The sequence below is a fragment of the Enterobacter sp. RCC_40 genome (assembly GCF_041360735.1).
Classification (GTDB): domain Bacteria; phylum Pseudomonadota; class Gammaproteobacteria; order Enterobacterales; family Enterobacteriaceae; genus Enterobacter; species Enterobacter ludwigii.
On record NZ_JBFUPR010000011.1, the window covers coordinates 15,004 to 39,220 of the forward strand.

Annotated in this window: 20 protein-coding genes and 4 tRNA genes; 17 read left to right on the forward strand and 7 right to left on the reverse strand. The window is 54.8% G+C overall.

The genetic code is table 11. The features are described 5' to 3' along the window. Positions 1 to 34 precede the first annotated feature (34 nt). Positions 35 to 1,519 (reverse strand): guanosine-5'-triphosphate,3'-diphosphate diphosphatase, encoded by a 1,485-nt coding sequence (gene gppA / locus AB6731_RS22030; protein ID WP_014172159.1) that lies wholly within the window; start codon positions 1,517 to 1,519, stop codon positions 35 to 37. A 6-nt stretch (positions 1,520 to 1,525) separates the two neighbouring features. Further along, positions 1,526 to 2,791: an ATP-dependent RNA helicase RhlB gene (gene rhlB / locus AB6731_RS22035; RefSeq protein WP_014172158.1), complete on the reverse strand. Its 1,266-nt coding sequence runs from the start codon at positions 2,789 to 2,791 to the stop codon at positions 1,526 to 1,528. A gap of 144 nt (positions 2,792 to 2,935) precedes the next feature. Here rhlB and trxA point away from each other — a divergent pair, with 144 nt between their 5' ends. From trxA to AB6731_RS22120, 17 genes are all read left to right on the forward strand, one after another. Next, positions 2,936 to 3,265 (forward strand): thioredoxin TrxA, encoded by a 330-nt coding sequence (gene trxA / locus AB6731_RS22040; RefSeq protein WP_004386384.1) that lies wholly within the window; start codon positions 2,936 to 2,938, stop codon positions 3,263 to 3,265. 341 nt (positions 3,266 to 3,606) lie between these two features. After that, entirely contained in the window at positions 3,607 to 4,866 is a 1,260-nt protein-coding gene (gene rho, locus AB6731_RS22045) for a transcription termination factor Rho (RefSeq protein WP_008501566.1), read from the forward strand. A 242-nt stretch (positions 4,867 to 5,108) separates the two neighbouring features. Next, entirely contained in the window at positions 5,109 to 6,212 is a 1,104-nt protein-coding gene (wecA, locus tag AB6731_RS22050; protein ID WP_044859368.1) for a UDP-N-acetylglucosamine--undecaprenyl-phosphate N-acetylglucosaminephosphotransferase, read from the forward strand. Positions 6,213 to 6,224: 12 nt separating this feature from the next. Then, on the forward strand, positions 6,225 to 7,271 hold the full coding sequence (gene wzzE, locus AB6731_RS22055; protein ID WP_153853099.1) for an ECA polysaccharide chain length modulation protein: 1,047 nt from the start codon (positions 6,225 to 6,227) through the stop codon (positions 7,269 to 7,271). A gap of 56 nt (positions 7,272 to 7,327) precedes the next feature. Next, entirely contained in the window at positions 7,328 to 8,458 is a 1,131-nt protein-coding gene (wecB, locus tag AB6731_RS22060) for a non-hydrolyzing UDP-N-acetylglucosamine 2-epimerase (RefSeq protein WP_371006801.1), read from the forward strand. Next, the gene (gene wecC / locus AB6731_RS22065) at positions 8,455 to 9,717 is read left to right on the forward strand and encodes a UDP-N-acetyl-D-mannosamine dehydrogenase (RefSeq protein ID WP_050737768.1); all 1,263 of its coding nucleotides are present in this window, start codon (positions 8,455 to 8,457) and stop codon (positions 9,715 to 9,717) included. The genes wecB and wecC overlap by 4 nt, the downstream gene beginning before the upstream one ends. Beyond that, positions 9,714 to 10,391, forward strand: a complete 678-nt coding sequence (rffC, locus tag AB6731_RS22070) for a dTDP-4-amino-4,6-dideoxy-D-galactose acyltransferase (RefSeq protein WP_342865112.1) — start codon at positions 9,714 to 9,716, stop codon at positions 10,389 to 10,391. Before wecC ends, rffC begins: the two co-directional genes overlap by 4 nt. Positions 10,392 to 10,395: 4 nt before the next feature. Continuing rightward, positions 10,396 to 11,526, forward strand: coding sequence for a dTDP-4-amino-4,6-dideoxygalactose transaminase (gene rffA, locus AB6731_RS22075; RefSeq protein WP_020882890.1), 1,131 nt, complete (start codon positions 10,396 to 10,398; stop codon positions 11,524 to 11,526). Position 11,527: 1 nt separating this feature from the next. Continuing rightward, positions 11,528 to 12,778 carry a lipid III flippase WzxE gene (wzxE, locus tag AB6731_RS22080; RefSeq protein WP_014172149.1) on the forward strand — a complete coding sequence of 417 codons (1,251 nt, stop codon included), beginning with the start codon at positions 11,528 to 11,530 and terminating at the stop codon, positions 12,776 to 12,778. After that, positions 12,775 to 13,854 (forward strand): TDP-N-acetylfucosamine:lipid II N-acetylfucosaminyltransferase, encoded by a 1,080-nt coding sequence (locus tag AB6731_RS22085; protein WP_121339086.1) that lies wholly within the window; start codon positions 12,775 to 12,777, stop codon positions 13,852 to 13,854. The genes wzxE and AB6731_RS22085 overlap by 4 nt, the downstream gene beginning before the upstream one ends. Next, on the forward strand, positions 13,851 to 15,203 hold the full coding sequence (wzyE, locus tag AB6731_RS22090) for an ECA oligosaccharide polymerase (protein WP_020882888.1): 1,353 nt from the start codon (positions 13,851 to 13,853) through the stop codon (positions 15,201 to 15,203). Before AB6731_RS22085 ends, wzyE begins: the two co-directional genes overlap by 4 nt. Positions 15,204 to 15,215: 12 nt before the next feature. Further along, on the forward strand, positions 15,216 to 15,956 hold the full coding sequence (wecG, locus tag AB6731_RS22095; RefSeq protein ID WP_020882887.1) for a lipopolysaccharide N-acetylmannosaminouronosyltransferase: 741 nt from the start codon (positions 15,216 to 15,218) through the stop codon (positions 15,954 to 15,956). 197 nt (positions 15,957 to 16,153) lie between these two features. Beyond that, the gene (locus AB6731_RS22100) at positions 16,154 to 17,539 is read left to right on the forward strand and encodes an amino acid permease (protein WP_371006804.1); all 1,386 of its coding nucleotides are present in this window, start codon (positions 16,154 to 16,156) and stop codon (positions 17,537 to 17,539) included. Positions 17,540 to 17,641: 102 nt separating this feature from the next. Next, a tRNA-Arg gene (locus tag AB6731_RS22105) sits at positions 17,642 to 17,718 on the forward strand. Between the two features lie 67 nt (positions 17,719 to 17,785). Beyond that, positions 17,786 to 17,861, forward strand: a tRNA-His gene (locus tag AB6731_RS22110). Positions 17,862 to 17,882: 21 nt separating this feature from the next. After that, a tRNA-Leu gene (locus tag AB6731_RS22115) sits at positions 17,883 to 17,969 on the forward strand. Positions 17,970 to 18,013: 44 nt separating this feature from the next. Next, positions 18,014 to 18,090: transfer RNA gene (locus tag AB6731_RS22120), tRNA-Pro, on the forward strand. Between the two features lie 507 nt (positions 18,091 to 18,597). Here AB6731_RS22120 and AB6731_RS22125 read toward each other — a convergent pair. From AB6731_RS22125 to hemC, 5 genes are all read right to left on the reverse strand, one after another. Then, on the reverse strand, positions 18,598 to 19,809 hold the full coding sequence (locus AB6731_RS22125; protein ID WP_371006806.1) for an MFS transporter: 1,212 nt from the start codon (positions 19,807 to 19,809) through the stop codon (positions 18,598 to 18,600). A 169-nt stretch (positions 19,810 to 19,978) separates the two neighbouring features. After that, complete coding sequence (hemY, locus tag AB6731_RS22130; RefSeq protein WP_059305958.1) at positions 19,979 to 21,178, reverse strand: protoheme IX biogenesis protein HemY; 1,200 nt, start codon at positions 21,176 to 21,178, stop codon at positions 19,979 to 19,981. 2 nt (positions 21,179 to 21,180) lie between these two features. Next, positions 21,181 to 22,374, reverse strand: coding sequence for a uroporphyrinogen-III C-methyltransferase (hemX, locus tag AB6731_RS22135; protein WP_014172141.1), 1,194 nt, complete (start codon positions 22,372 to 22,374; stop codon positions 21,181 to 21,183). Between the two features lie 21 nt (positions 22,375 to 22,395). Further along, positions 22,396 to 23,136, reverse strand: coding sequence for a uroporphyrinogen-III synthase (hemD, locus tag AB6731_RS22140; protein WP_014172140.1), 741 nt, complete (start codon positions 23,134 to 23,136; stop codon positions 22,396 to 22,398). Then, positions 23,133 to 24,074, reverse strand: coding sequence for a hydroxymethylbilane synthase (gene hemC, locus AB6731_RS22145; protein ID WP_032669623.1), 942 nt, complete (start codon positions 24,072 to 24,074; stop codon positions 23,133 to 23,135). Before hemC ends, hemD begins: the two co-directional genes overlap by 4 nt. Positions 24,075 to 24,217: the final 143 nt, after the last annotated feature.

The window sequence follows — 24,217 nt, forward strand, 5'->3', positions numbered from 1 at the left end:
GGCAAGCGTAGCGTTACCGGGCATGTCCGCCCTGTTATTTCACCTCAAGCACCCAGTGTACGTAGCTCTGCCACTGACACTCCTGCTCGACCATCTCCGCCCCAAGCGGATGATTATCCAGCCAGTTTTCCGGCAACGTCAGCGACAGTTTTTCGTCATCCGCCACCAGATTGAGTGCCGGCAGCAAATCATCGCGGCGGCGGCTGGCAAACAGAATAGCCAGACGCAGCAGGCGGCACATATGCTCGGCCACGCGCGGCGGTACGGCGTTTTGCTGATGCAAAGAGGAGAGGTCAACGGCATTGGTCTGGTTCAGCAGCAGCGTTGCCAGCAACTTTTTTTGCGCAGGGGTATAGCCGGGTAAATCAAGGTTACGCACCAGATAAGCGGCATGAGCCGGAGCCTGTTTAAAATCAATGCTCAACCCGATTTCATGCAGTGCACAGGCACTTAGCAGCAGATCGCGACTCAAAGGGTCCAGATCCCAGGCGTTAGCCACATGATCGGCGAAGCGTGACGCCAGCTGTGCCACGCGACCTGCCTGATCGATATCAACCAGGAAACGACGCTGCACGTTTCGCAGGGTACGGCTGCGAATGTCCTGATCGACCGACAGGTGCAACATCCCGTAGACCAGACCTTCACGCAGCGCGCCGCCCGCCAGCGTCATACATTTGATGTTCAGCTCGGTGAAGATGGCGATCAGGATCGCGAGCCCGCTCGGGAATACCAGCGCGCGTTCAAGCGTCAGGCCTTCAATTTCCAGCTCTTCCAGACGCCCGCACTGAATGGCCCGCTGTTTAAGCTGCTGAAGCTTGGCAAGCGTGATCCGCTCATCCATGCCCTGCGCCATCATAATTTCCTGCAATGCCTGCACGGTACCGGAGGCCCCCACGCAGACTTTCCAGCCGTGGTAGCGCAGTTCGTCCATCACCGGGCGTAACACCTCGCGTGCGGCAGTTTCCGCCTCGTCGAAGTTTTCCTGACCCAGATTGCGGTCAGTAAAGTAGCGCTCAAGCCAGGTTACGCAACCCATCGACAGGCTGAATAGCGACGTTGCCTGCGCACCGGTGCCGGTCACGAGTTCGGTACTGGCGCCCCCGATATCCACAACCAGACGACGATCGTCGCCTCCCGTGGTGTGCGCAACACCCTGATAAATCAGGCGCGCTTCTTCTTCACCGCTGATAACCTGCACCGGGCAACCGAGAATTTCCTGCGCTTTGGCAATAAAATCCACGGCGTTAACCGCCAGGCGGAGTGTCGCAGTGGCGACGACGGTGATTTGGGAATGCGGGATATCCTGCAGACGCTCTGCAAAGAGTCGCAGGCACTGCCAGCCACGTTCCATGGCTTCAGGAGAGAGGTGATTATCGCTGCTCAGGCCCGCCGCGAGGCGGACCTTGCGCTTAATGCGCGTCAGCGTTTGTATGCTTCCCGCCACCTCGCGCACAACCAGCATATGAAAACTATTCGAACCGAGATCAATTGCCGCATAAAGCGAGGTGGAGCTGAGCATAATTGTTTAACCTGAGCGACGACGATTACGCGGCGCGCCAGATCGACGCGGGCCATTGCCGGAGCGGGCACGGGTAAGGCGCTTAGCCGGCGGCAGTTCGCTTAATAGCGCATCCGGGTTGTACTTACTCACCGGAATAGAATGGCCGATGTACGTCTCAATCGCCGGCAGGTTCAGCGCATACTCTTCACACGCGAGGCTGATAGAATGGCCGCTTGCACCCGCACGACCGGTACGACCGATACGGTGTACATAGTCTTCGCAGTCATCCGGCAGGTCATAGTTAAAGACGTGCGTAACGGCTGGAATGTGCAGGCCGCGCGCTGCGACGTCGGTGGCGACCAGAATATCGAGATCGCCACGGGTGAATTCTTCAAGAATACGCAGGCGTTTTTTCTGCGCAACATCGCCCGTCAGCAGGCCAACACGGTGACCGTCTGCCGCCAGATGGCCCCAGATATCTTCACAGCGGTGCTTGGTGTTCGCGAAGATAATGGCGCGGTCTGGCCACTCTTCTTCGATCAGCGTTTGCAGCAGACGCATTTTCTCTTCATTGGAAGGATAGAAGAGTTCTTCTTTGATGCGGTGGCCGGTTTTCTGCTCGGGTTCCACTTCCACATATTCGGCGTTGTTCATCTGCTCGAATGCCAGTTCGCGTACGCGATACGACAGGGTCGCAGAGAACAGCATGTTGAGGCGCTGATTCGCGGGAGGCATGCGGCGGAATAGCCAGCGGATATCTTTAATGAAGCCCAGATCGTACATACGGTCAGCTTCATCCAGCACCACAACCTGGATGGCACCAAGGTTAATGTGGTTCTGTTTTGCGTAGTCGATAAGACGGCCGGTGGTACCGATCAGGATATCCACACCGCTTTCCAGCACTTTCAGCTGCTTATCGTAACCATCGCCGCCATAAGCCAGGCCGATTTTCAGGCCCGTAGCCTGCATCAGGGGTTCAGCGTCTGCGTGGATCTGTACCGCCAGTTCTCGCGTCGGGGCCATAATTAGCGCGCGCGGCTGGTTAACTTTGCGGTCTGCAATCGCTGGATGAGAAAGTAAATAATGAAACGTTGACGTTAAAAACGCCATCGTTTTGCCAGTACCGGTTTGCGCCTGCCCTGCTACGTCACGTCCCGCCAGCGTCAGCGGCAGGGCGAGAGCCTGAATGGGCGTGCAGTTATGAAACCCTTTATTTTCAAGGGCTTCGATCACTTTTGGGTGCAGGGCGAAGTCGGAAAACTTCTGTTCTGTTAAATGTGTTTTGCTCATAGTGTGGTAGAATATCAGCTTACTATTGCTTTACGAAAGCGTATCCGGTGAAATAAAGTCAACCTTTAGTTGGTTAATGCGACATCAACACGTCGTTGATGAGGGCGAAACCAACGCACCAGGCTTATTCCTGTGGAGTTATATATGAGCGATAAAATTATTCACCTGACTGACGACAGTTTTGACACGGACGTACTTAAGGCTGACGGGCTGACACTCGTTGATTTCTGGGCTGAATGGTGTGGTCCTTGCAAAATGATCGCCCCGATTCTGGATGAGATCGCTGACGAATATCAGGGCAAACTGACCGTTGCCAAGCTGAACATCGACCAGAACCCGGGCACCGCACCAAAATACGGTATCCGTGGCATTCCGACCCTGCTGCTGTTCAAAAACGGCGAAGTGGCAGCGACCAAAGTGGGCGCACTGTCCAAAGGTCAACTGAAAGAGTTCCTCGACGCTAACCTGGCGTAAGGTTTCTCCGCTGCGCGTCCAGAGCGCCTAAATTATGTGGAACTCTGGACGCCCGGCTGAAGTCGTGCTAAGTTAGCTATGACTTCGTTTTAAACATATCTTGTTGTTTGAATCTTGTTTTACCCGATACTTCCCGTTGTTGACACAAACAGTGCGTGAAGTTGCTAAATTCCGGGCTTGTCACTCAATCCGTCTTGTCGTTTCAGTTCTGCGTTTTTTCCCTGTGACCAGACAGCGAACAGACATGAGTTGATGGCCGCTAAACAGGCATGGATGACCCTGCCATACCATTCACAACATTAAGTTCGAGTATCACCCCGAGTTTAAGAACCCACACCATTATGAATCTTACCGAATTAAAGAATACGCCGGTTTCTGAGCTGATCACTCTCGGCGAAAATATGGGGCTGGAAAACCAGGCTCGTATGCGCAAGCAGGACATCATTTTCGCCATCCTGAAGCAGCACGCTAAGAGTGGCGAAGATATCTTTGGCGACGGTGTGCTGGAGATATTGCAAGACGGATTTGGTTTCCTCCGCTCTGCAGACAGCTCCTACCTCGCCGGCCCTGACGACATCTACGTATCCCCTAGCCAAATCCGCCGTTTCAACCTCCGCACTGGTGACACCATTTCAGGTAAGATTCGTCCTCCAAAAGAGGGTGAACGCTACTTTGCGCTGTTGAAAGTGAATGAAGTTAACTTCGACAAACCGGAAAACTCCCGTAATAAGATCCTGTTTGAGAACTTAACGCCGCTGCACGCGAACTCTCGCCTGCGCATGGAGCGTGGTAACGGCTCAACTGAAGATTTAACCGCTCGCGTCCTGGATCTGGCATCGCCAATCGGTCGTGGCCAGCGTGGTCTGATCGTCGCACCGCCAAAAGCGGGTAAAACCATGCTGCTGCAGAATATCGCGCAGAGCATCGCTTATAACCACCCAGACTGCGTACTGATGGTACTGCTGATTGACGAACGTCCGGAAGAAGTGACCGAGATGCAGCGTCTGGTTAAAGGTGAAGTGGTTGCTTCTACCTTTGACGAACCCGCATCTCGCCACGTTCAGGTTGCGGAAATGGTTATCGAGAAGGCGAAACGGCTGGTTGAACACAAGAAAGACGTGATCATCCTGCTCGACTCCATCACCCGTCTGGCGCGTGCCTACAACACCGTCGTTCCGGCTTCCGGTAAAGTGCTGACGGGGGGTGTGGACGCTAACGCCCTGCATCGTCCAAAGCGCTTCTTCGGTGCGGCACGTAACGTGGAAGAGGGCGGCAGCCTGACCATCATCGCTACGGCGCTGATCGATACGGGTTCCAAAATGGACGAAGTTATTTACGAAGAGTTTAAAGGTACAGGTAACATGGAACTGCACCTCTCTCGTAAAATTGCTGAGAAACGCGTCTTCCCGGCTATCGACTATAACCGTTCCGGTACCCGTAAAGAAGAGCTGCTCACCACCCAGGAAGAGCTGCAGAAAATGTGGATCCTGCGCAAAATCATCCATCCAATGGGTGAAATCGACGCAATGGAGTTCCTCATTAACAAACTGGCGATGACCAAAACTAACGACGATTTCTTCGATATGATGAAACGCTCGTAACGCAAATAAAGCCAGCAAGCGCCACGTTTTTACGTGGCGTTTTTCTTTTATGGCTTATACGCTATTAATGCAGACTCCCATTTCAGACCAGTCAGTGCGACAATAAGATAATTCGCACAGTTAAAAATATTAATAGCCTGAATAATAAACAAATGGGGTTGCAAGAGGTATGCTTTATGCCTTCTGGCTTGGCGCCAACATGGTTATACTTCGTTGCCTGACATTTGTTGAGAACATCCATTGTGAACCTACTCGATACGTTTACTGAACTAACCAGTATTTTTTTGTTTACCACTTGCTTTTTGTTTCTTGCACGCAAGGTAGCAAAATATCTGGGCTTAGTGGATAAACCCAACTTCCGTAAGCGCCATCAGGGTATGATCCCACTGGTGGGTGGCATCTCCGTCTTTGCAGGTATCTGTTTCACTTTCGCTATCGCCGATTACTACATTCCCCATGCCAGATTGTATCTAATCTGCGCCACCGTACTGGTTTTCGTAGGGGCACTTGATGATCGCTATGATATAAGCGTAAAAATTCGCGCTTTCGTTCAGGCTGCAGTCGGCATTGCTATGATGGCCGTGGCAAAACTTCATCTAAGTAGCCTGGGGTACATTTTTGGTTCGTGGGAAATGCTTCTCGGGCCATTTGGCTACTTCCTGACCCTCTTTGCCGTATGGGTCGCGATAAACGCGTTTAATATGGTAGATGGAATTGATGGTCTGCTAGGTGGCTTATCGTGTGTTTCGTTTGCAGCTATTGGGATCATTTTATGGTTTGATGGTCAATACAGCCTCGCGATGTGGTGTTTTGCCATGATCGCCGCCATTCTCCCATACATCCTTTTGAATCTAGGCGTTTTGGGCCGTCGCTATAAAGTCTTTATGGGCGATGCGGGTAGCACGTTTATAGGCTTTACCATCATTTGGATCTTGCTCGAAACCACCCAAGGTAAAACACACCCCATTAGCCCAGTGACGGCATTATGGATCATCGCTATTCCCCTTATGGACATGGTGGCGATTATGTATCGTCGCCTGCGCAAAGGGATGAGTCCTTTTTCGGCCGACCGTCAGCATATCCACCATTTGATTATGCGAGCGGGTTTCACTTCCCGTCAGGCCTTTGTTCTGATTACGCTGGCGGCTGCTATTCTGGCGGGAATTGGGGTTGCGGCGGAATATGCCCAATTTATCCCCGAATGGGTAATGTTGGTACTGTTCTTGCTAGCATTCTCCCTCTACGGCTATTGTATTAAACGCGCCTGGAAAGTAGCGCGTTTCATTAAGCGTATAAAACGCAGGATGCGTCGAGATAGTGACAACAATCCAACTTTAACTAAATAAAATGGGACTGTGATGACTCAACCGTTGGCGGGAGCAAAATCAGAGATGACCGAGAATGAGCTGGATATCCGTGGCTTGTTTCGCGTTCTATGGGCAGGCAAGCTTTGGATAATAGGCATCGCATTAGGATTCGCGCTCCTCGCGCTCGCATACACCTTCTTTGCAAAACAAGAGTGGAGCGCTACGGCAATCACTGATAAACCAACGGTTAATATGCTCGGGGGGTTCTATTCCCAGCAGCAGTTCCTGCGTAACCTGGATATCAAAGCCAATCTGGCCACCCCAGATCAGGCTTCCGTCATGGATGAGGCCTATAAAGAGTTTGTGATGCAGCTGGCTTCCTGGGATACGCGCCGTGATTTCTGGAGCCAGACGGATTATTACAAGCAACGGATGGTGGGCAACAGTAAAGCCGATGCCGCGCTGCTGGATGACATGATTAACAACATTCAGTTTATGCCGGGAGATGCGCTGCGTAACGTCAACGACAGCGTCAAGCTGATTGCCGAAACCGCGCCGGATGCCAATAACCTGTTGCGCCAGTACGTTGCCTTTGCCAGCCAGCGTGCGGCAAGCCACCTTAATGAAGAGCTGAAAGGTGCCTGGGCTGCCCGTACTATCCAGATGAAAGCGCAGGTTAAACGTCAGGAAGAGGTGGCTAAAGCCATCTTCGCCCGCCGTGTACACAATATTGAGCAGGCGCTGAAAATTGCCGAACAGCACAATATTTCCCGCACCGAGACGGACGTGCCGGCAGATGAACTGCCTGATTCAGAAATGTTCCTTCTCGGGCGCCCAATGCTGCAGGCTCGACTGGAAAACCTCCAGGCCGTTGGCCCTGATTTTGACCTCGACTACGATCAAAACCGCGCGATGCTGAACACCCTGAATGTCGGTCCAACAATGGACCCGCGTTTTCAGACCTATCGTTATTTGCGAACGCCTGAAGAACCTGTAAAACGCGATAGTCCGCGCCGCGCATTCCTGATGATCATGTGGGGGATTGTGGGTGCACTGACTGGCGCAGGCGTGGCGTTAACGCGTCGTCGCACTAACTAAGAACGCCGTCTACGATGAAGGCTGCGGCCTTCATCGTTTAATCGAAGAGAATCGATGTGAAAGTACTTACCGTATTTGGCACCAGGCCGGAGGCCATTAAGATGGCACCTCTGGTTCATGCGCTGGCCAGTGATCCTGATATTGAAGCGAAAGTGTGCGTCACTGCCCAACACCGTGAGATGCTCGATCAGGTCTTAACTCTCTTTTCTATCGTCCCGGATTACGATCTCAATATTATGAAACCGGGGCAGGGGTTAACGGAGATAACCTGCCGTATTCTGCAAGAGCTCAAGCCTATTCTGGAGTCCTTCAAACCTGACGTGGTTCTGGTGCATGGCGATACCACCACCACGGTGGCAACCAGCCTGGCTGCGTTTTACCAGCGAATTCCAGTCGGCCATGTTGAGGCGGGTCTGCGCACCGGCAACCTTTATTCGCCGTGGCCCGAAGAGGCCAACCGCACACTCACCGGCCATCTGGCGATGTACCATTTTGCGCCCACCGAAAACTCACGACAGAACCTGCTGCGTGAAAATATTGCCGACAACAAAATCTTTGTCACCGGGAATACGGTGATTGATGCCCTGATTTGGGTTCGTGACCGCGTGCTGTCAAACAACGAGCTTCAGAAAGAACTCGCTGCACGCTACCCCTTCCTGAACAATGGCAAAAAAACCATTCTGGTCACTGGCCACCGTCGCGAGAGCTTTGGACGCGGTTTTGAGCAAATCTGTCATGCCCTGGCAGAAATCGCCGCGCAGAATCAGGATGTGCAGATTGTCTACCCGGTGCACCTTAATCCTAACGTCAGCGAGCCGGTCAACCGTATCCTTGGGCATATAGAAAACGTCCTGCTGATTGAACCGCAGGACTACTTGCCGTTTGTCTGGCTGATGAACCACGCCTGGCTGATCCTGACCGATTCCGGTGGTATTCAGGAAGAGGCGCCATCTCTCGGCAAGCCTGTGCTGGTCATGCGTGAAACGACTGAACGCCCGGAAGCGGTGAAAGCGGGCACGGTACGTCTGGTCGGCACCAATGCACAGCTGATCGTCGAAGAGGTGACGCGCCTGCTTCACGACGACGAAGAGTATCAGGCGATGAGCCGGGCCCATAACCCGTATGGTGATGGGCAGGCTTGTGGCCGTATTTTGCATGCACTTAAACACAATCGGGTATCGCTATGAGTTTTACTACCATCTCTGTCATTGGTCTTGGCTACATTGGCTTGCCCACCGCGGCAGCGTTTGCCTCCCGTCAAAAACAGGTTGTGGGCGTGGATATCAACGCGCGTGCGGTGGAAACCATTAACCGTGGCGAAATTCATATCGTGGAGCCCGATCTCGACCGCGTGGTGAAAGAGGCGGTTGATGGCGGATTCCTGCGTGCCAGCACGACGCCGGTCGAGGCGGATGCATATCTTATTGCGGTGCCAACCCCCTTTAAAGGCGACCATGAGCCCGACATGGCTTACGTCGAAGCGGCGGCAAAATCGATTGCACCGGTCCTGAAAAAAGGGGCTCTGGTGATCCTGGAGTCCACTTCGCCCGTCGGTGCTACCGAACAGATGGCGCAGTGGCTGGCGCAAGCCCGACCTGACTTACGCTTCCCGCAGCAGGCGGGCGAGGAGGCTGATATCAATATTGCTTACTGCCCTGAGCGCGTGCTGCCAGGTCAGGTGATGGTAGAGCTGATTAAAAACGATCGCGTGATCGGCGGCATGACGCCAGTCTGTTCTGCACGCGCCAGCGCGCTTTACAAGATTTTCCTTGAAGGCGAGTGCGTGGTGACCAACTCCCGCACCGCCGAAATGTGCAAGCTCACGGAAAACAGTTTCCGGGACGTGAATATCGCCTTCGCGAATGAACTGTCGCTGATTTGCGCCGATCAGGGGATTAACGTCTGGGAGTTGATTAGCCTGGCGAATCGCCATCCGCGCGTGAATATCCTCCAGCCTGGCCCGGGCGTGGGCGGTCACTGTATCGCTGTCGACCCGTGGTTTATTGTGGCGCAAAACCCGGCGCAGGCCCGCCTGATCCGCACCGCGCGTGAAGTGAATGACAGCAAGCCACACTGGGTGCTCAGTCAGGTGAAAGCCACCGTAGCGGACTGTCTGGCTGAGAGCGGCAAACGCGCCAGTGAGCTGAAAATTGCCTGCTTTGGTCTGGCATTCAAACCGAATATTGACGACTTACGCGAAAGCCCGGCGATGGAGATTGCAGAGATGATCGCTGGCTGGCACACCGGCGAAACGCTGGTGGTTGAACCTAATATTCATGAACTGCCGGCAAAACTGGCGGGCCACTGTACGTTGACCGCGCTGGATGAGGCGCTGGCGACGGCGGATGTGCTGGTGCTGCTGGTGGATCATAAAGAATTTAAAGCGACGTCCGGTGATGCCGTACGCCAACAGTATGTGGTTGATACGAAAGGTGTCTGGCGTTGAGCCACCTGAAGGGGGTTCTCGAGTCCCTTGAGTGGGAGAGTGCCTTTTTTGGTCTGCCATCAGCCATCGTGCGCCTGCGCGACGATGCGCCGGTTCTGACTGACGCCGACTTCACCGCCTGGCCGCGGGTACAGGCCAGGATCCCCGCAGACCGTGCCGATCTGCTCGATGCGCTCCAGCAACATGGTTTTCAGCTGGTTGAAGGCGAGGTTGATCTGTCCATTACGCTCGTCCGTCATGATTCGCCCGGTGCGGAAGTGGCAACGGAGCAGGATATCCCCGCGCTGCGTCAGATGGCGGCGCAGGCGTTTGCCCGGAGCCGTTTTCGCGCACCGTGGTATGCACCGGACGACAGTGGGCGTTTCTACGCCCAGTGGGTAGAGAACGCGGTAAAAGGCACCTTTGACCATGTGTGCCTGGTGTTTCGCACTGCAGACGGCCAGATTGAGGGATTTGTCTCGCTTCGTAAGCTCAACGCGAACGAGGGGCGTATTGGTTTATTAGCCGGGCGCGGCATGGGCGAAAAACTCATGCAGGCGGCGCTTCACTGGGCGCAGCAGCAACAGCTTTTGACTCTGCGGGTGGCAACCCAGATGGGCAACACCGCCGCGCTTAAACGTTATATCGCGAGTGGTGCCAACATCGACGCCACCGCTTACTGGTTATACAGGTGACAAGATGATTCCATTTAACGCACCACCCGTCGTGGGCACTGAACTCGACTATATGCAGTCTGCTATGGGCAGCGGCAAACTCTGTGGTGACGGTGGTTTTACCCGTCGCTGCCAGCAGTGGATGGAGCAGCGGTTTCACAGCGCTAAAGTCCTGCTGACCCCGTCCTGTACCGCATCGCTGGAAATGGCGGCGTTGCTGCTGGATATCCAGCCGGGCGATGAAGTGATCATGCCGAGCTACACCTTCGTCTCTACAGCGAATGCCTTTGTCCTGCGTGGTGCGAAAATCGTCTTTGTGGATATTCGCCCGGATACCATGAACATTGATGAGACGCTGATTGAAGCGGCAATCACGGACAAAACGCGCGCGATTGTGCCGGTTCACTACGCGGGTGTGGCGTGTGAGATGGACACCATCATGGCGATCGCCAAAAAACATGACCTGTTCGTGGTTGAAGATGCCGCTCAGGGCGTGATGTCGACCTATAAAGGTCGAGCGCTGGGAACGATCGGCCATATCGGCTGCTTTAGCTTCCACGAAACCAAAAACTATACCGCCGGTGGCGAAGGTGGTGCGACGCTGATTAACGACCGTGCGCTGGTCGAGCGCGCGGAAGTGATCCGTGAAAAAGGCACCAACCGCAGCCAGTTCTTCCGGGGGCAAGTAGACAAATATACCTGGCGCGATATTGGCTCAAGCTATCTGATGGCCGATCTGCAGGCGGCATACCTGTGGGCGCAGCTGGAGGCAGCGGACCGTATTAATCTTCAGCGCCTGTCCCTGTGGCAAACTTATTACGACGCGCTGCAACCGCTGGCACAAGCCGGGCGAATAGAGCTGCCGACCCTTCCGGCTGATTGCGTCCATAATGCCCATATGTTCTATATCAAACTGCGCGATAACGACGATCGCAGCAAGTTGATTGCCTGGCTAAAAGAAGCCGAAATTCTGGCGGTGTTCCACTATATCCCGCTGCACTCCAGCCCGGCAGGAGAGGCATTTGGGGTCTTCGCGGGTGAAGATCGCTACACCACGAAAGAAAGTGAGCGTTTGCTTCGTTTGCCACTGTTCTACAACCTCGCGCCTGTTAACCAGCGTACGGTGATTAACACCCTTCTGAGTTATTTCGGCTGATATGTCTCTGGCAAAAGCATCGGTGTGGACCGCCGCGTCCACACTTGTCAAAATTGGCGCCGGGCTACTGGTCGTCAAGCTGCTGGCCGTCTCATTCGGCCCTTCAGGCGTCGGGCTGGCGGGGAATTTCCGTCAGCTTGTGACCGTCCTTGGGGTACTGGCCGGCGCAGGGATTTTCAACGGCGTCACGAAATACGTTGCGCAGTACCATGATGATGCGGCCCAGCTTCGCCGTGTTGTCGGTACATCCTCGGCGATGGTCACCGGCTTTTCGACCCTGATGGCGGTTATTTTCCTGCTGGCAGCGGCACCCATAAGCCAGGGGTTATTTGGTCACACCCATTATCAGGGGCTGGTTCGTCTGGTCGCGCTGGTTCAGCTGGGCATTGCCTGGGCTAACCTGCTGCTGGCGCTGATGAAAGGTTTTCGTGATGCGGCCGGGAACGCACTGGCGTTAATCCTCGGCAGCGTCATCGGCGTGATTGCCTACTATTTTTGCTATCGGCTGGGCGGCTATGAAGGCGCGTTGCTGGGGCTGGCGCTGGTACCGGCTTTAGTGGTCGTTCCGGCGGCGTTCATGCTAATGCGTCGGGGCACCATTCCGTTGAGTTACCTGAAACCTCAATGGGACAAGGTGCTGGCAAGCCAGCTGGGAAAATTTACCCTGATGGCGCTCATCACCTCCGTCACGCTCCCTGTCGCCTACGTGATGATGCGAAACCTGCTGGCGGCGCATTACAGCTGGGACGAAGTTGGGATTTGGCAAGGGGTGAGCAGTATTTCCGATGCCTACCTCCAATTTATAACGGCTTCCTTTAGCGTCTATTTGCTGCCAACCTTATCGCGCCTGACCTCCAGGCAGGATATCACGCGCGAAATTTCCCGCTCACTGCGGTTTGTCCTTCCCGCCGTTGCGGCAGCCAGTTTAACCGTATGGCTATTGCGCGATGTCGCCATCTGGCTGCTCTTCTCCGCGAAGTTTACCGCCATGCGCGATCTGTTTGCCTGGCAACTGGTGGGCGACGTACTGAAAGTGGGGGCTTACGTTTTTGGTTATCTGGTGATTGCGAAAGCCTCGCTACGGTTGTATATCCTGGCGGAAATCAGCCAGTTTGCATTACTGACCGCATTCTCACACTGGTTGATCCCGGCACACGGTGCGCTGGGGGCGGCTCAGGCCTATATGGCAACCTATATCGTTTATTTCGCTGCCTGTTGCGGCGTATTTTTACTTTGGCGTAAACGCGCATGACTGCACTGATTCACATACTGGGATCGGATATCCCACACCATAACCAGACCGTGTTACGGTTCTTCAATGATGAACTGGCATCGGGGGATCCCGACGCTCGTGAGTTTATGGTTGCCGGTCAGGATAATGGCCTGAGCGTGGCGTGTCCGGCGCTGACTCTCTCTTTCTGGCCGGACAAGGCTGCGCTGGCGAAGGCGGTTGTTGCCAAAGCCAAAGCGGATCGTGAGCAACGTTTCTTTTTCCATGGGCAGTTTAATACCGGCCTGTGGCTGGCGCTCCTGAGCGGGGGGATCAAACCTTCGCAGTGCAGCTGGCATATCTGGGGAGCCGATCTTTACGAAGTCTCCAGCGGCTGGAAATTCCGTCTTTTCTATCCGTTGCGGCGCATGGCGCAGGGGCGTGTGGGATGCGTTTTCGCGACCCGTGGCGATCTCAATTATTTTGCTAAACGCCACCCTGACGTACGCGGTGAGCTACTCTATTTCCCGACCCGAATGAACCCGGCGCTGAACAACATGGCGAATGATACGCCGCGCGAGGGTAAACTGACGATTCTGGTGGGTAATTCAGGCGATCGCAGCAATGAACATCTTGCCGCGCTCAGGGCGGTACATCAGCAGTTTGGCGACACCGTCAATGTGATTGTGCCGATGGGGTATCCGGCCAATAACGATGCCTATATCGATGAGGTCCGCCAGCAGGCACTCGCGTTATTTAGCGCCGCGAATGTGCACATTCTCCACGATAAGCTGGAATTTGATGAGTATCTTGCGCTGCTGCGTCGGTGCGATCTGGGCTATTTCATCTTTGCCCGTCAGCAAGGAATTGGCACGCTGTGTCTGCTGATTCAGGCGGGTGTGCCCTGCGTACTCAATCGCGAAAACCCGTTCTGGCAGGACATGGCGGAACAGCATCTGCCGGTGCTGTTTACTTCCGATGTGCTTAACGAAGAGGTGGTCCGCGAAGCGCAGAGACAACTGGCGCTGGTGGACAAAAGTGCCATCGACTTCTTTAGCCCGAACTACCTCACGCCGTGGCACCGCGCGCTGCGTATCGCTGCAGGAGACAAAGCATGAGCCAGTTGCAATTCAGCGGCTTACTGATCGTTTGGCTTCTGAGCACTTTATTCATCGCCACGCTCACCTGGTTCGAGTTTCGCCGGGTGCGTTTTAACTTTAACGTCTTCTTCTCGTTACTGTTTCTTCTGACCTTCTTTTTCGGATTCCCGCTGACCAGCATTCTGGTCTTCCGGTTTGACGTGAGCGTTGCCCCGCCCGAGATCCTGCTTCAGGCGATCCTGGCAGCGACCTGCTTCTACGCCGTCTACTACGCCACCTATAAAACGCGCCTGCGTTCAGCGCAATCCACCGCGCCGCGCCGGGCGCTCTTCACCATGAACCGGGTGGAGACGCACCTGACGTGGGTGATGCTGATGACGATCGCGCTGGTAAGCGTGGGTATCTTCTTCATGCATAATGGTTTTCTGCTGTTCAAGCTCCAGTCCTACAGCCAGATTTTTTCTGCCGAAGTGTCGGGCGTGGCGCTTAAGCGCTTCTTCTACTTCTTCATTCCGGCGATGCTGGTGATCTTTTTCCTGCGTCAGGACAGCAAAGCCTGGCTGTTTTTCCTGGTGAGTACCGTCGCCTTCGGTTTCCTGACCTACATGATTGTGGGAGGGACGCGTGCAAACATCATCATCGCTTTCGCAATCTTCCTGTTTATCGGCATCATCCGCGGGTGGATCTCTTTATGGATGCTGGTGGCTGCTGGGGTGTTTGGCATTGTTGGTATGTTCTGGCTTGCCCTGAAGCGCTACGGGCTCAACGTAGCCGGTGACGAGGCGTTTTACACATTCCTCTATCTCACGCGCGACACCTTCTCGCCGTGGGAAAACCTGGCGTTGTTGCTGCAAAACTACGACAAAATCGATTTCCAGGGCCTTGCGCCTATTGTGCGCGACTTTTATGTCTTTATCCCAACCTGGCTGTGGCCAGACCGTCCCGGCGTCGTACTCAACACGGCAAACTATTTTACCTGGGAAGTGCTGAACAACCACTCAGGCCTTGCGATCTCACCTACGTTGATTGGCTCGCTGGTGGTGATGGGGGGAAGCTGGTTTATCCTGCCGGGGGCGGTGGTGGTGGGGCTGATCATCAAGTGGTTTGACTGGCTCTACGTGCGCGGCAACGAAGAAACAAACCGCTATAAGGCGGCTATTTTGCACAGTTTCTGCTTTGGTGCCATTTTCAATATGATCGTTCTGGCGCGAGAAGGGCTGGATTCATTCGTGTCGCGCGTGGTTTTCTTCATGGTCGTTTTTGGCATCTGCCTGTTACTGGCCAAACTGTTGTACTGGCTGTTTGACAGTGCAGGGCTTGTGCATAAGCGCGAGCCGCAGGGCAGCACAACGCTGTCGCAAGTGTGAGTAGGGAAAGTCATGACGGATAAAACTTCTGCACCGCGCTATACGCTGCGCGGTCTGCAGCTTATTGGCTGGCGTGATATGCAACACGCGCTGGATTTTCTGTTCGCTGGTGGTCAGATGAAATCCGGCACGCTGGTCGCCATCAATGCGGAAAAGATGCTGGCGGTGGAAGACAACGCCGAAGTGAGAAGCCTGATAGAAGCGGCTGAATTTAAATATGCCGACGGTATCAGCGTGGTGCGTTCAATCCGCAAAAAGTATCCTGGCGCTAATGTATCTCGCGTGGCAGGGGCCGATCTCTGGGAGCAACTGATGGCACGCGCAGGGGCGGAAGGCACGCCGGTATTCCTGATTGGCGGTAAGCCGGAGGTGCTGGCGCAGACCGAAGCGAAGTTGCGCAGTCAATGGAATGTTAACATCGTGGGCAGCCAGGATGGCTACTTCAAACCAGAGGCCCGACAGGCGCTGTTTGAACGCGTTCGCGACAGTGGAGCGAAAATCATCACCGTGGCGATGGGCTCCCCACGCCAGGAGATCCTGATGCGTGACTGCCGTCAGGTGTGTCCGGATGCCCTTTATATGGGCGTCGGCGGAACGTATGACGTCTTTACCGGCCATGTTAAGCGCGCGCCCAAAGTCTGGCAAAACCTGGGGCTGGAGTGGCTGTACCGCCTGCTATCTCAGCCGACGCGGATTACACGACAGATCCGTCTGCTTCGCTACCTTACCTGGCACTACACCGGGAAAATGTAATCAAAATGTAGCGCGATATGCTGTTCGCGCTGCAACTCCCCTGCAAAACTGCTGCGAATCTGTGCAATGCATTCATTTTTTTTATGCATCGTTTGCCATTTGCCGCATTTTAAGAAACCATTCGCCCCGTATTTTAGTACCCCTAAAAAACAATACCTGGCCTGAAGTCGGGAAACAGCAAACACAATCGAGGATCTATGGCAGAGAAAAAACCGGAGCTACAGCGTGGGCTGGAGGCTCGTCATATTGAACTGATAGCGCTGGGCGGCACTATCGGCGTGGGCCTGTTTATGGGCTCCGCAAGCACGCTCAAATGGGCAGGACCTTCGGTCTTGCTGGCTTATATCATTGCGGGATTGTTCGTTTTCTTCATCATGCGTTCGATGGGCGAAATGCTTTTCATGGAGCCCGTCACGGGCTCCTTCGCCGTTTACGCGCACCGATATATGAGCCCGTTCTTTGGCTACCTGACGGCATGGTCATACTGGTTTATGTGGATGGCGGTCGGCATTTCTGAAATCACGGCGATAGGGGTCTATGTACAGTTCTGGTTCCCGGACATGATCCAGTGGATACCGGCGCTGATTGCCGTGGGGCTGGTGGCACTGGCAAACCTTGCTGCCGTTCGTCTTTATGGTGAAATCGAATTCTGGTTTGCGATGATCAAAGTCACTACCATCATCGTGATGATTGTGGTCGGGCTGGGCGTTATCTTCTTCGGCTTTGGCAACGGCGGGCACGCCATTGGCTTTGGTAACCTGACCGAAAACGGCGGCTTCTTTGCGGGCGGCTGGAAGGGCTTCCTGACGGCACTGTGTATCGTTGTGGCCTCTTATCAGGGGGTCGAGCTTATCGGTATTACCGCGGGTGAGGCGAAAAACCCGCAGGTTACGCTGCGAAGCGCCGTAGGCAAGGTGCTGTGGCGTATCCTGATTTTCTATGTGGGGGCGATCTTCGTTATCGTAACCATCTTCCCGTGGAATGAAATTGGCACGACCGGTAGCCCGTTTGTCTTGACCTTCGCGAAGATTGGTATCACGGCGGCGGCAGGCATCATTAACTTTGTGGTTCTGACGGCGGCGTTGTCAGGCTGCAACAGCGGGATGTACAGCTGCGGACGTATGCTCTACGCGCTGTCCAGAAACAATCAGCTGCCAGCGGCAATGGCGAAAGTTTCGCGTGCGGGCGTACCGGTTGCGGGTGTGGCGGTGTCGATTGTGATCCTGCTGATTGGCTCCTGCCTGAACTACATCATCCCGAATCCGCAGCGCGTGTTCGTTTATGTCTACAGCGCCAGCGTGCTGCCAGGCATGGTTCCCTGGTTTGTTATCCTGATTAGCCAGCTGCGTTTCCGCCAGGCACATAAAAAGGCCATCGCCAGCCATCCGTTCCGTTCCATTCTGTTCCCGTACGCCAACTATTTGACGATGGCGTTCCTGGTTTGCGTATTAATCGGAATGTACTTTAATGAAGATACGCGCATGTCGCTGTTTGTCGGGATGATCTTCCTGGCGGCGGTGACCGCGGCGTATAAGCTTTTTGGTCTGGGCCGCCGCGCTACCTCGCAGAAAGTGGAGGAATAAGCGGCAAAATGTGCAAACCATAACCAAACGCGCATTTTTTTCAAAAAAGCACTAGACAGCGGGGTCGGAGGTACGTAATATCCAGCCCCGCAACGGCGCTAAGCGCCCGTAGCTCAGCTGGATAGAGCGCTGCCCTCCGGAGGCAGAGGTCTCAGGTTCGAATCCTGTCGGGCGCGCCATTTTAGTCCCGGCGCTAGAGCTGCGGTGGTCTGAGAAGTAGTCAGTACCGCGTGAAAGAATACAGTGGTGGCTATAGCTCAGTTGGTAGAGCCCTGGATTGTGATTCCAGTTGTCGTGGGTTCGAATCCCATTAGCCACCCCATTATTGAAAGAGTTGTGAATTGCGAAGGTGGCGGAATTGGTAGACGCGCTAGCTTCAGGTGTTAGTGTTCTTACGGACGTGGGGGTTCAAGTCCCCCCCCTCGCACCACGACTTTTTAATGAATTGAACTAAAAATTCAAAAAGCAGTACATCGGCGAGTAGCGCAGCTTGGTAGCGCAACTGGTTTGGGACCAGTGGGTCGGAGGTTCGAATCCTCTCTCGCCGACCAATTTTGAACCCCGCTTCGGCGGGGTTTTTTGTTTTCTGCGCCTTTCTTTCCTCTGTAGTGATTCCGCGACAACAGCTGGCTTTCTTGTCGCGATTCAGCGACACATAACACACTGAAAGTAAAAGATATAATAATTTGGCAGCTTTCGTGTCTCCTCCAGACGACATTTCGTCGTGTTTATCAGCAGGTTGTAGGGTCTAAGATACCGCTCAACAACATAATTTCCTTTTATCTTAAAATGTTGCGCGATGTAAAAGTTCTGCGTGTCAAGTTGGCACGTTACGTGCAATAATATACGTGTAGATGCTCATTCCATCTCTTATGTTCGCCTTAGTGCCTCATAAACTCAGGAATGACGCAGAGCCATTTACGGTGCTTATCGTCCACTGACAGATGTCGCTTCGGCCTCATCAGACACCATGGGCATAACGTTGAGTGAAGCACCAAATATGTTGTCTTACAGACCTGTTTTAACGCCTGCTTTTATAGCAGGCGTTTTTTTATGCCTTATTCCCGGTAAACGTACATGATCAGGGCGACCAGTATCAGAGCGGCTGACGAAACGCTGTAAAGCGCCTGTACGGATCCAAACCCTGCCGCCGCCATCGCGGCAATACCGGTGAAAAGCGAGGCACTGAGCGTTTGCCAGCGCCAGGCTTTACTGCTGGCCGAAGCCATGTGTGTGGTTTGAAAACTGCTGAGTACGGCAAACGTGCCGGCCGCAAAGAGAACATTTGAGGCCAGGTGTGCGACAAATATCATCTCCAGCGCGCATGCCATCCACCCGGACAACAGCGGGAGCATCCCATACGCAGCAAGGAAGATGCCGAGACACAGTAAAATCCGTGGCGTGTGTGCTGCAAAACGCGTCAGGCTGTCTCTTTTTAGCAGTAGGGGACCGCAAAGTTGTCCCATGCTCCTTGCAAAAAGCAGTGGCAAAGCAAGGCTGGCCGCATCCTGAGGATGGATCTGCTGTGCCATTGCCGGAAGAAGCGCCATGGCCGGTGAACCGACGGCGGCCAGCGCAGGCAAAATCAGCAAACTGCGTTTCTGCCGGATGGTCAACATCTGCCAGCGTAAAGCCGCAGGCGCTTTCTCTTCAGTGGGGACTGCCAGTGTGGGCGCTAAAAATACACGACCCGCCAGCCAGAGCATGAACAGCGATCCGAGAAAGCTGATGGCATCAATGGCCAGCAAGGCGAGGATGGCGATCTTCTGGAAAAGTACCATCCCCAGTCCGGTGCCTAACAAAACCTGAGCGGCAAAAAACACATTCTCGAGGCAGGTTGCGGCAGGCAGTTCTGCTTCTCTGAGTCCGCGTTTAAAGAGCAGCGTCAGCGCAGGCCAGCTCATCCCGTTGAGCAGTGCTTCGGTGGACTGCACGGCCAGTAACGCAGGGATACTGTGATAGTGCACGCCGAGCAGGGGAAAGAGCAGGGCCAGTAAGCCAAGCCCCTCGGTGAGTATCAACAGGGGTATCGGAGAATAGCGCGTGCACAGCTTTTCACTGATGAGGCTGCCGATAAAGCCAGGTAGCGTGGCGAAAAGAAAGGCGAGGGTAAGCAGCGCGGGCGGGGCGGACCATGCTAATAGTAAGCCGAAGACCACCACCTGGGTGACGCCATTTCCCAGTGATGTAAAGATAAAGGCACAGGCCAGCAGGCGCAGCCAGCGGTGGCAGCGCAGCGCTTCAATAAGCGCGTACAAAAGGGAGTTCATGACGATTTCCTTTCAAAAACGATTCAGTCCACGCGGCACTCGTCGCGTGTATGGAAAAAAGTTAATGAAAAGACGTCGTTACATTGGCGGGTTCGTTTTAGATGATGTGGTAAAGAATGTAGCAGGCGAAGGGGAATAAAAAAAGGAGGCCGTCTGGCCTCCTTGTTATTTATTGCTGGCTGCCATTATTTTGCAGCGTTAATAACAGTCCATCGCGGCGCATGGCGGCGGCCTCTTCCGGCTTGTGCTGCTTGTCCAGCGAATCGGCAAGCCACGCGTAGTCAAACGCGTCCGGGCGCTGTTTCAGCGCTGCACGGAAGGCGAGACTCGCTTCCTGCCATTCACCGTGCTTCATCAGCGACTGGCCCAGCGTACTCCACAGCAGTGGACGGTCGCCGACGGCTTTAATCTGCTGACGCAGCATTTTTTCAATTTGCTCAGGGTTATTGGTTCTCAGACGTGGGATCACCATAACCAGGCGATCGTCATACTGTCGCTTCAGTCCGTCGAGGAGGATCTCCTGCGCCGTGTCATGATCGTCACATTCAATCAGATGTTCTGCCATCGCAACCTGCAACGGAACCTGCTGACGCGTTTTCCGGCTCTGATTCTTCCACCAGGTTTTCAGGCCATCGCTGCCGAGATCGGCACGCGCCTGATCCATCAGGCCAATCCATGCCAGACGCTGGAGTTCATCACGATGCTCATCATCACCGACGTCGGCTTTGGCCATCGACGGAATGATATCCAGCAGTGAACCCCAGGCACCGGTGCGAATATAGGCCTGCTCGGCAAGACGCAGCACTTCCGGGTGGCGTGGCGAGACTTCCAGCAGACGGTCGATACCGTGACGCGCGGCGTGGTTTTCGTTGCGGGCCAGCTGCAGGCGAACGCGGGTGATCTCAACGGGAATCGGGTCTTTCGGAGATAGTTCTGACGCGCGTTCCAGGTGCTGGTTGGCGCGGGCTTCGTCACCTCGCTGTTGCGCTGCCTCGGCGGCCAGCAGATAGTTCACCACCGGCTGTTCGGCATGGTCAGCATTTTTCGACATCAGCTTTTCAACCTGCTGATAGTCACCCTCGGCCAGCTTAAGCAGTGCCTGCTCAGTCTGCTTACGGGCGCGGCGGCGTTTACGGCCAACGAACCAGCCACGCGTATGCGCACCGGTACGGAAAATTCGGCGCAGGATCCACTCTACTGCAAGGAGCACCACCACACCGAGGATCAGGATGATCACCAGACCCGTTACGCTGGTTTCGATGTTGTAGTTATCGGTCTGGATCAGGACGTAACCCTGATGACCGGCAAGCATCGGCCCCAGCACGATCCCGGCGATCAGCAGGATGAAGAGTAAGAGTACTTTAAGCATCATTACTCTCCTTGTGGCGCGCTTTCAGGCGCTGGCGCGGCGGCAGGGGCCTGGGCGTGAGGTTCTGCCGGAACGCCCGGCTGCGCCAGCAGGTTGCGCACGCGCGTCTGCATCAGTTTTTCCAGAATCGGCTGGCTTTCCAGCTTGTCCGGCACGTTCATGGTGATGTTCTGCTGGCTCAGTTTATCAATGTCATCGAGGAAAGCCGTGGTCGTGGCATCATCGGTATTGTAGTAAGCACGTACCCATGTCGAGACGTTATCAAGCGCCTGTTTGTAGGTCTCTTCCTGATGACGCGGCACGGCCTGGGCCGCCACCAGCAGGCGGGAGCGAATGTTTTCGCGCAGATAAATGTCCTGATTCGGCGCTAACAGCGGAACGGCGGTTTCGTCGCGGCGGCGGATAGTAATGAAGCTATCCATAAAGTTCTGCCAGCTTTTTTGCAGATTCACGCGCCATTCGCTCAGGGAGCTGGAAAGCTCGGTACCGTCAGAATCCATCGGGGAGTCATCGTCGTTGTTATCCGCCAGCTGCAGGTTATCAATCTGGTTTGAAAGCTGATTGACCTTCAGGATGATGCCATCGTAGTCCACCTGCGAAACGGCAGAGAGGCTGGCGATATCTTCGGTAATGGCACGACGCGCGGTAATGAGGCTCGGATCGTTCATGTCTGCCAGGCTCGCATCAGCGCTTTTCAGCAGTGCGGCGGCGGTGGTGACGTCCTGATCGCTCCAGAGCTTACGTCCGGCCAGCTTCACCAGGAAATCGGCCTGCGAGAGCAGCCAGGTTTTGGCATCGGTACCGGAAATCGTGGCGACTTTCTGCTGCACGTCGTCCAGCTGTTTGGTCAGCTCTTCCTGTTTGCTGTTCGCCTCAGCGAGCGCCGCGGACTGCTGTTTAATCACCGTTTCCAGTTCAGTTTTCTGCGTCTCCTGCGCTTTTTGCAGGGCGGTAAGCTGATTGACCAGCGTGTCGTTGGTCGCCGTCTGGCTGGAACCTTGCTGTTTCACCAGGCCATAGAGACCAACGCCGGCGGCCAGCGCAATGGCGATGGCTATCGCGCTCAGCGCGAGGCTGGTTTTATTGCTGCCGTTCTTCTTCTCAACGGTTTTCTCAGTCGTTTCTGACTGCGGCGTGATGTCCACAGTCTCCCTGGTCTCTTCAACCACGGCGGAGGATTTATCGTGTTCCGTCATTATGGCTTCCCATTATGAGAGTTATTGTAATGCGCGCAGCAGCGCATCGTTGTCAGCGTTATCAGCGATCCGAATATCTTGCCAGCCCAGTTCCCGGGCCTGGTTCGCCAGACGCTCACTGACGACCAGAAGCCGGCAGTGGAGTAACCAGTTTTCACGATACCAAAGGGGCACCAGCGACCAGAGCTGCTGCAGCATTTCGCCGCTGGTCACCACCAGGGTCGTAATACCGCGCATATGCCAGCGCATCGCCTCTTCCGCACCATCGTAATGTTTTGCACAACGCTGATAGCATTCGCAGAACGTGACCTCAGCCCCGCGTTCCCGCAGCGTTTCGCCCAACAGTTCGCGCCCGCCGTTACCGCGTAAAATGAGTGCACGCTTTCCGGCAATAGTTTGTAATTCAGGTAATTGTAGCAAGACTTCGCTGATTTCCCGATCTAACGGGTAACGAACGTCTGTTCCGCTTACGGTATGCAACGCCAGTGCCGTTGTACGACCAATCGCAAAATAGTGAGGGGCGGTTGGCCAGTTAAGCCCCTGCTGTTGCAGCTGCGCCTGGGCAAATTCCACCGCATGTTGCGACAGCGCAAACAGCAAGTCGCCCTGCTGGAGGGTATTCATATGGTCGGCAAGCGCGGACAGCTCCCGACCGGGGGAGAATTCAATGAGCGGAAAACTCCAGGCCACCTGCCCCAGTGCGCGCAGACGGCTCACTAATTGCTCTCCTGCGGGAGAAGGGCGGGTGACAAGAATACTCATGCAGGGGGTTCTCCATTATAAACCTCAGCCAGGATCTCACGGGCGCCGTTATCCAGCAGCTCTTCTGCCAGCGACACGCCAAGCTGTTCGGCATCTTGCGCTTTACCACGACGTTCGCCGCGGACCATCTGTGAACCATCCGGTGCGCCAACCAGCGCTCGCAGCCACAGTTCACCGTTAATTAATTCAGCATAGCTGCCAATCGGCACCTGACACCCTCCTTCGAGGCGGGTGTTCATGGCGCGCTCGGCGTTAACGCGGATGGCTGTCTCGTCATGGTTCAGCGGGGCAAGCAGCGCGCGGGTACGCTCATCATCCAGACGGCATTCAATGCCGACGGCCCCCTGACCCACAGCCGGCAGCGACAGCTCAGGCGGCAACGCGACGCGAATGCGAGACGTCAGCCCCAGGCGCTTCAGACCCGCAACCGCGAGGATAATGGCATCGTAATCGCCGTTATCCAGCTTGCTCAGACGCGTACCAACGTTACCGCGCAGCGAACGAATGATCAGGTCCGGACGACGTTCTGCCAGCTGACACTGACGACGTAAACTGGACGTGCCAACCACGCTGCCTTCTGGCAACGCATCGAGCGAATCATAGTGATTGGAGACAAACGCATCGCGCGGATCTTCACGCTCGCAAATGGTCACCAGCCCCAGCCCTTCCGGGAACTCGACGGGCACATCTTTCATCGAATGTACGGCGATATCGGCGCGGTTCTCAAGCAATGCCAGTTCCAGTTCTTTGACAAACAGGCCCTTGCCGCCCACTTTAGCCAGTGGCGTATCAAGGATCACGTCACCGCGCGTGACCATCGGCACCAGCTCGACGCACAATCCACTGTGGCAGGCTTCAAGGCGCTGCTTAACATAATGTGCCTGCCAGAGCGCAAGAGGGCTTTGGCGTGTGGCAATTCTCAAAACATTGTCTAACATGCTTGTTACCGTCATTATCAATCGCTAACCATCCTAACATTGTTGACTCTGGGATGGCAGTTTTACGGTGATGAAGAAGAGAGGGACAGGGCGGGGTTCTCGTCAGCCACAGCCGTATTAAGGAATTTACACGTACAGAACGG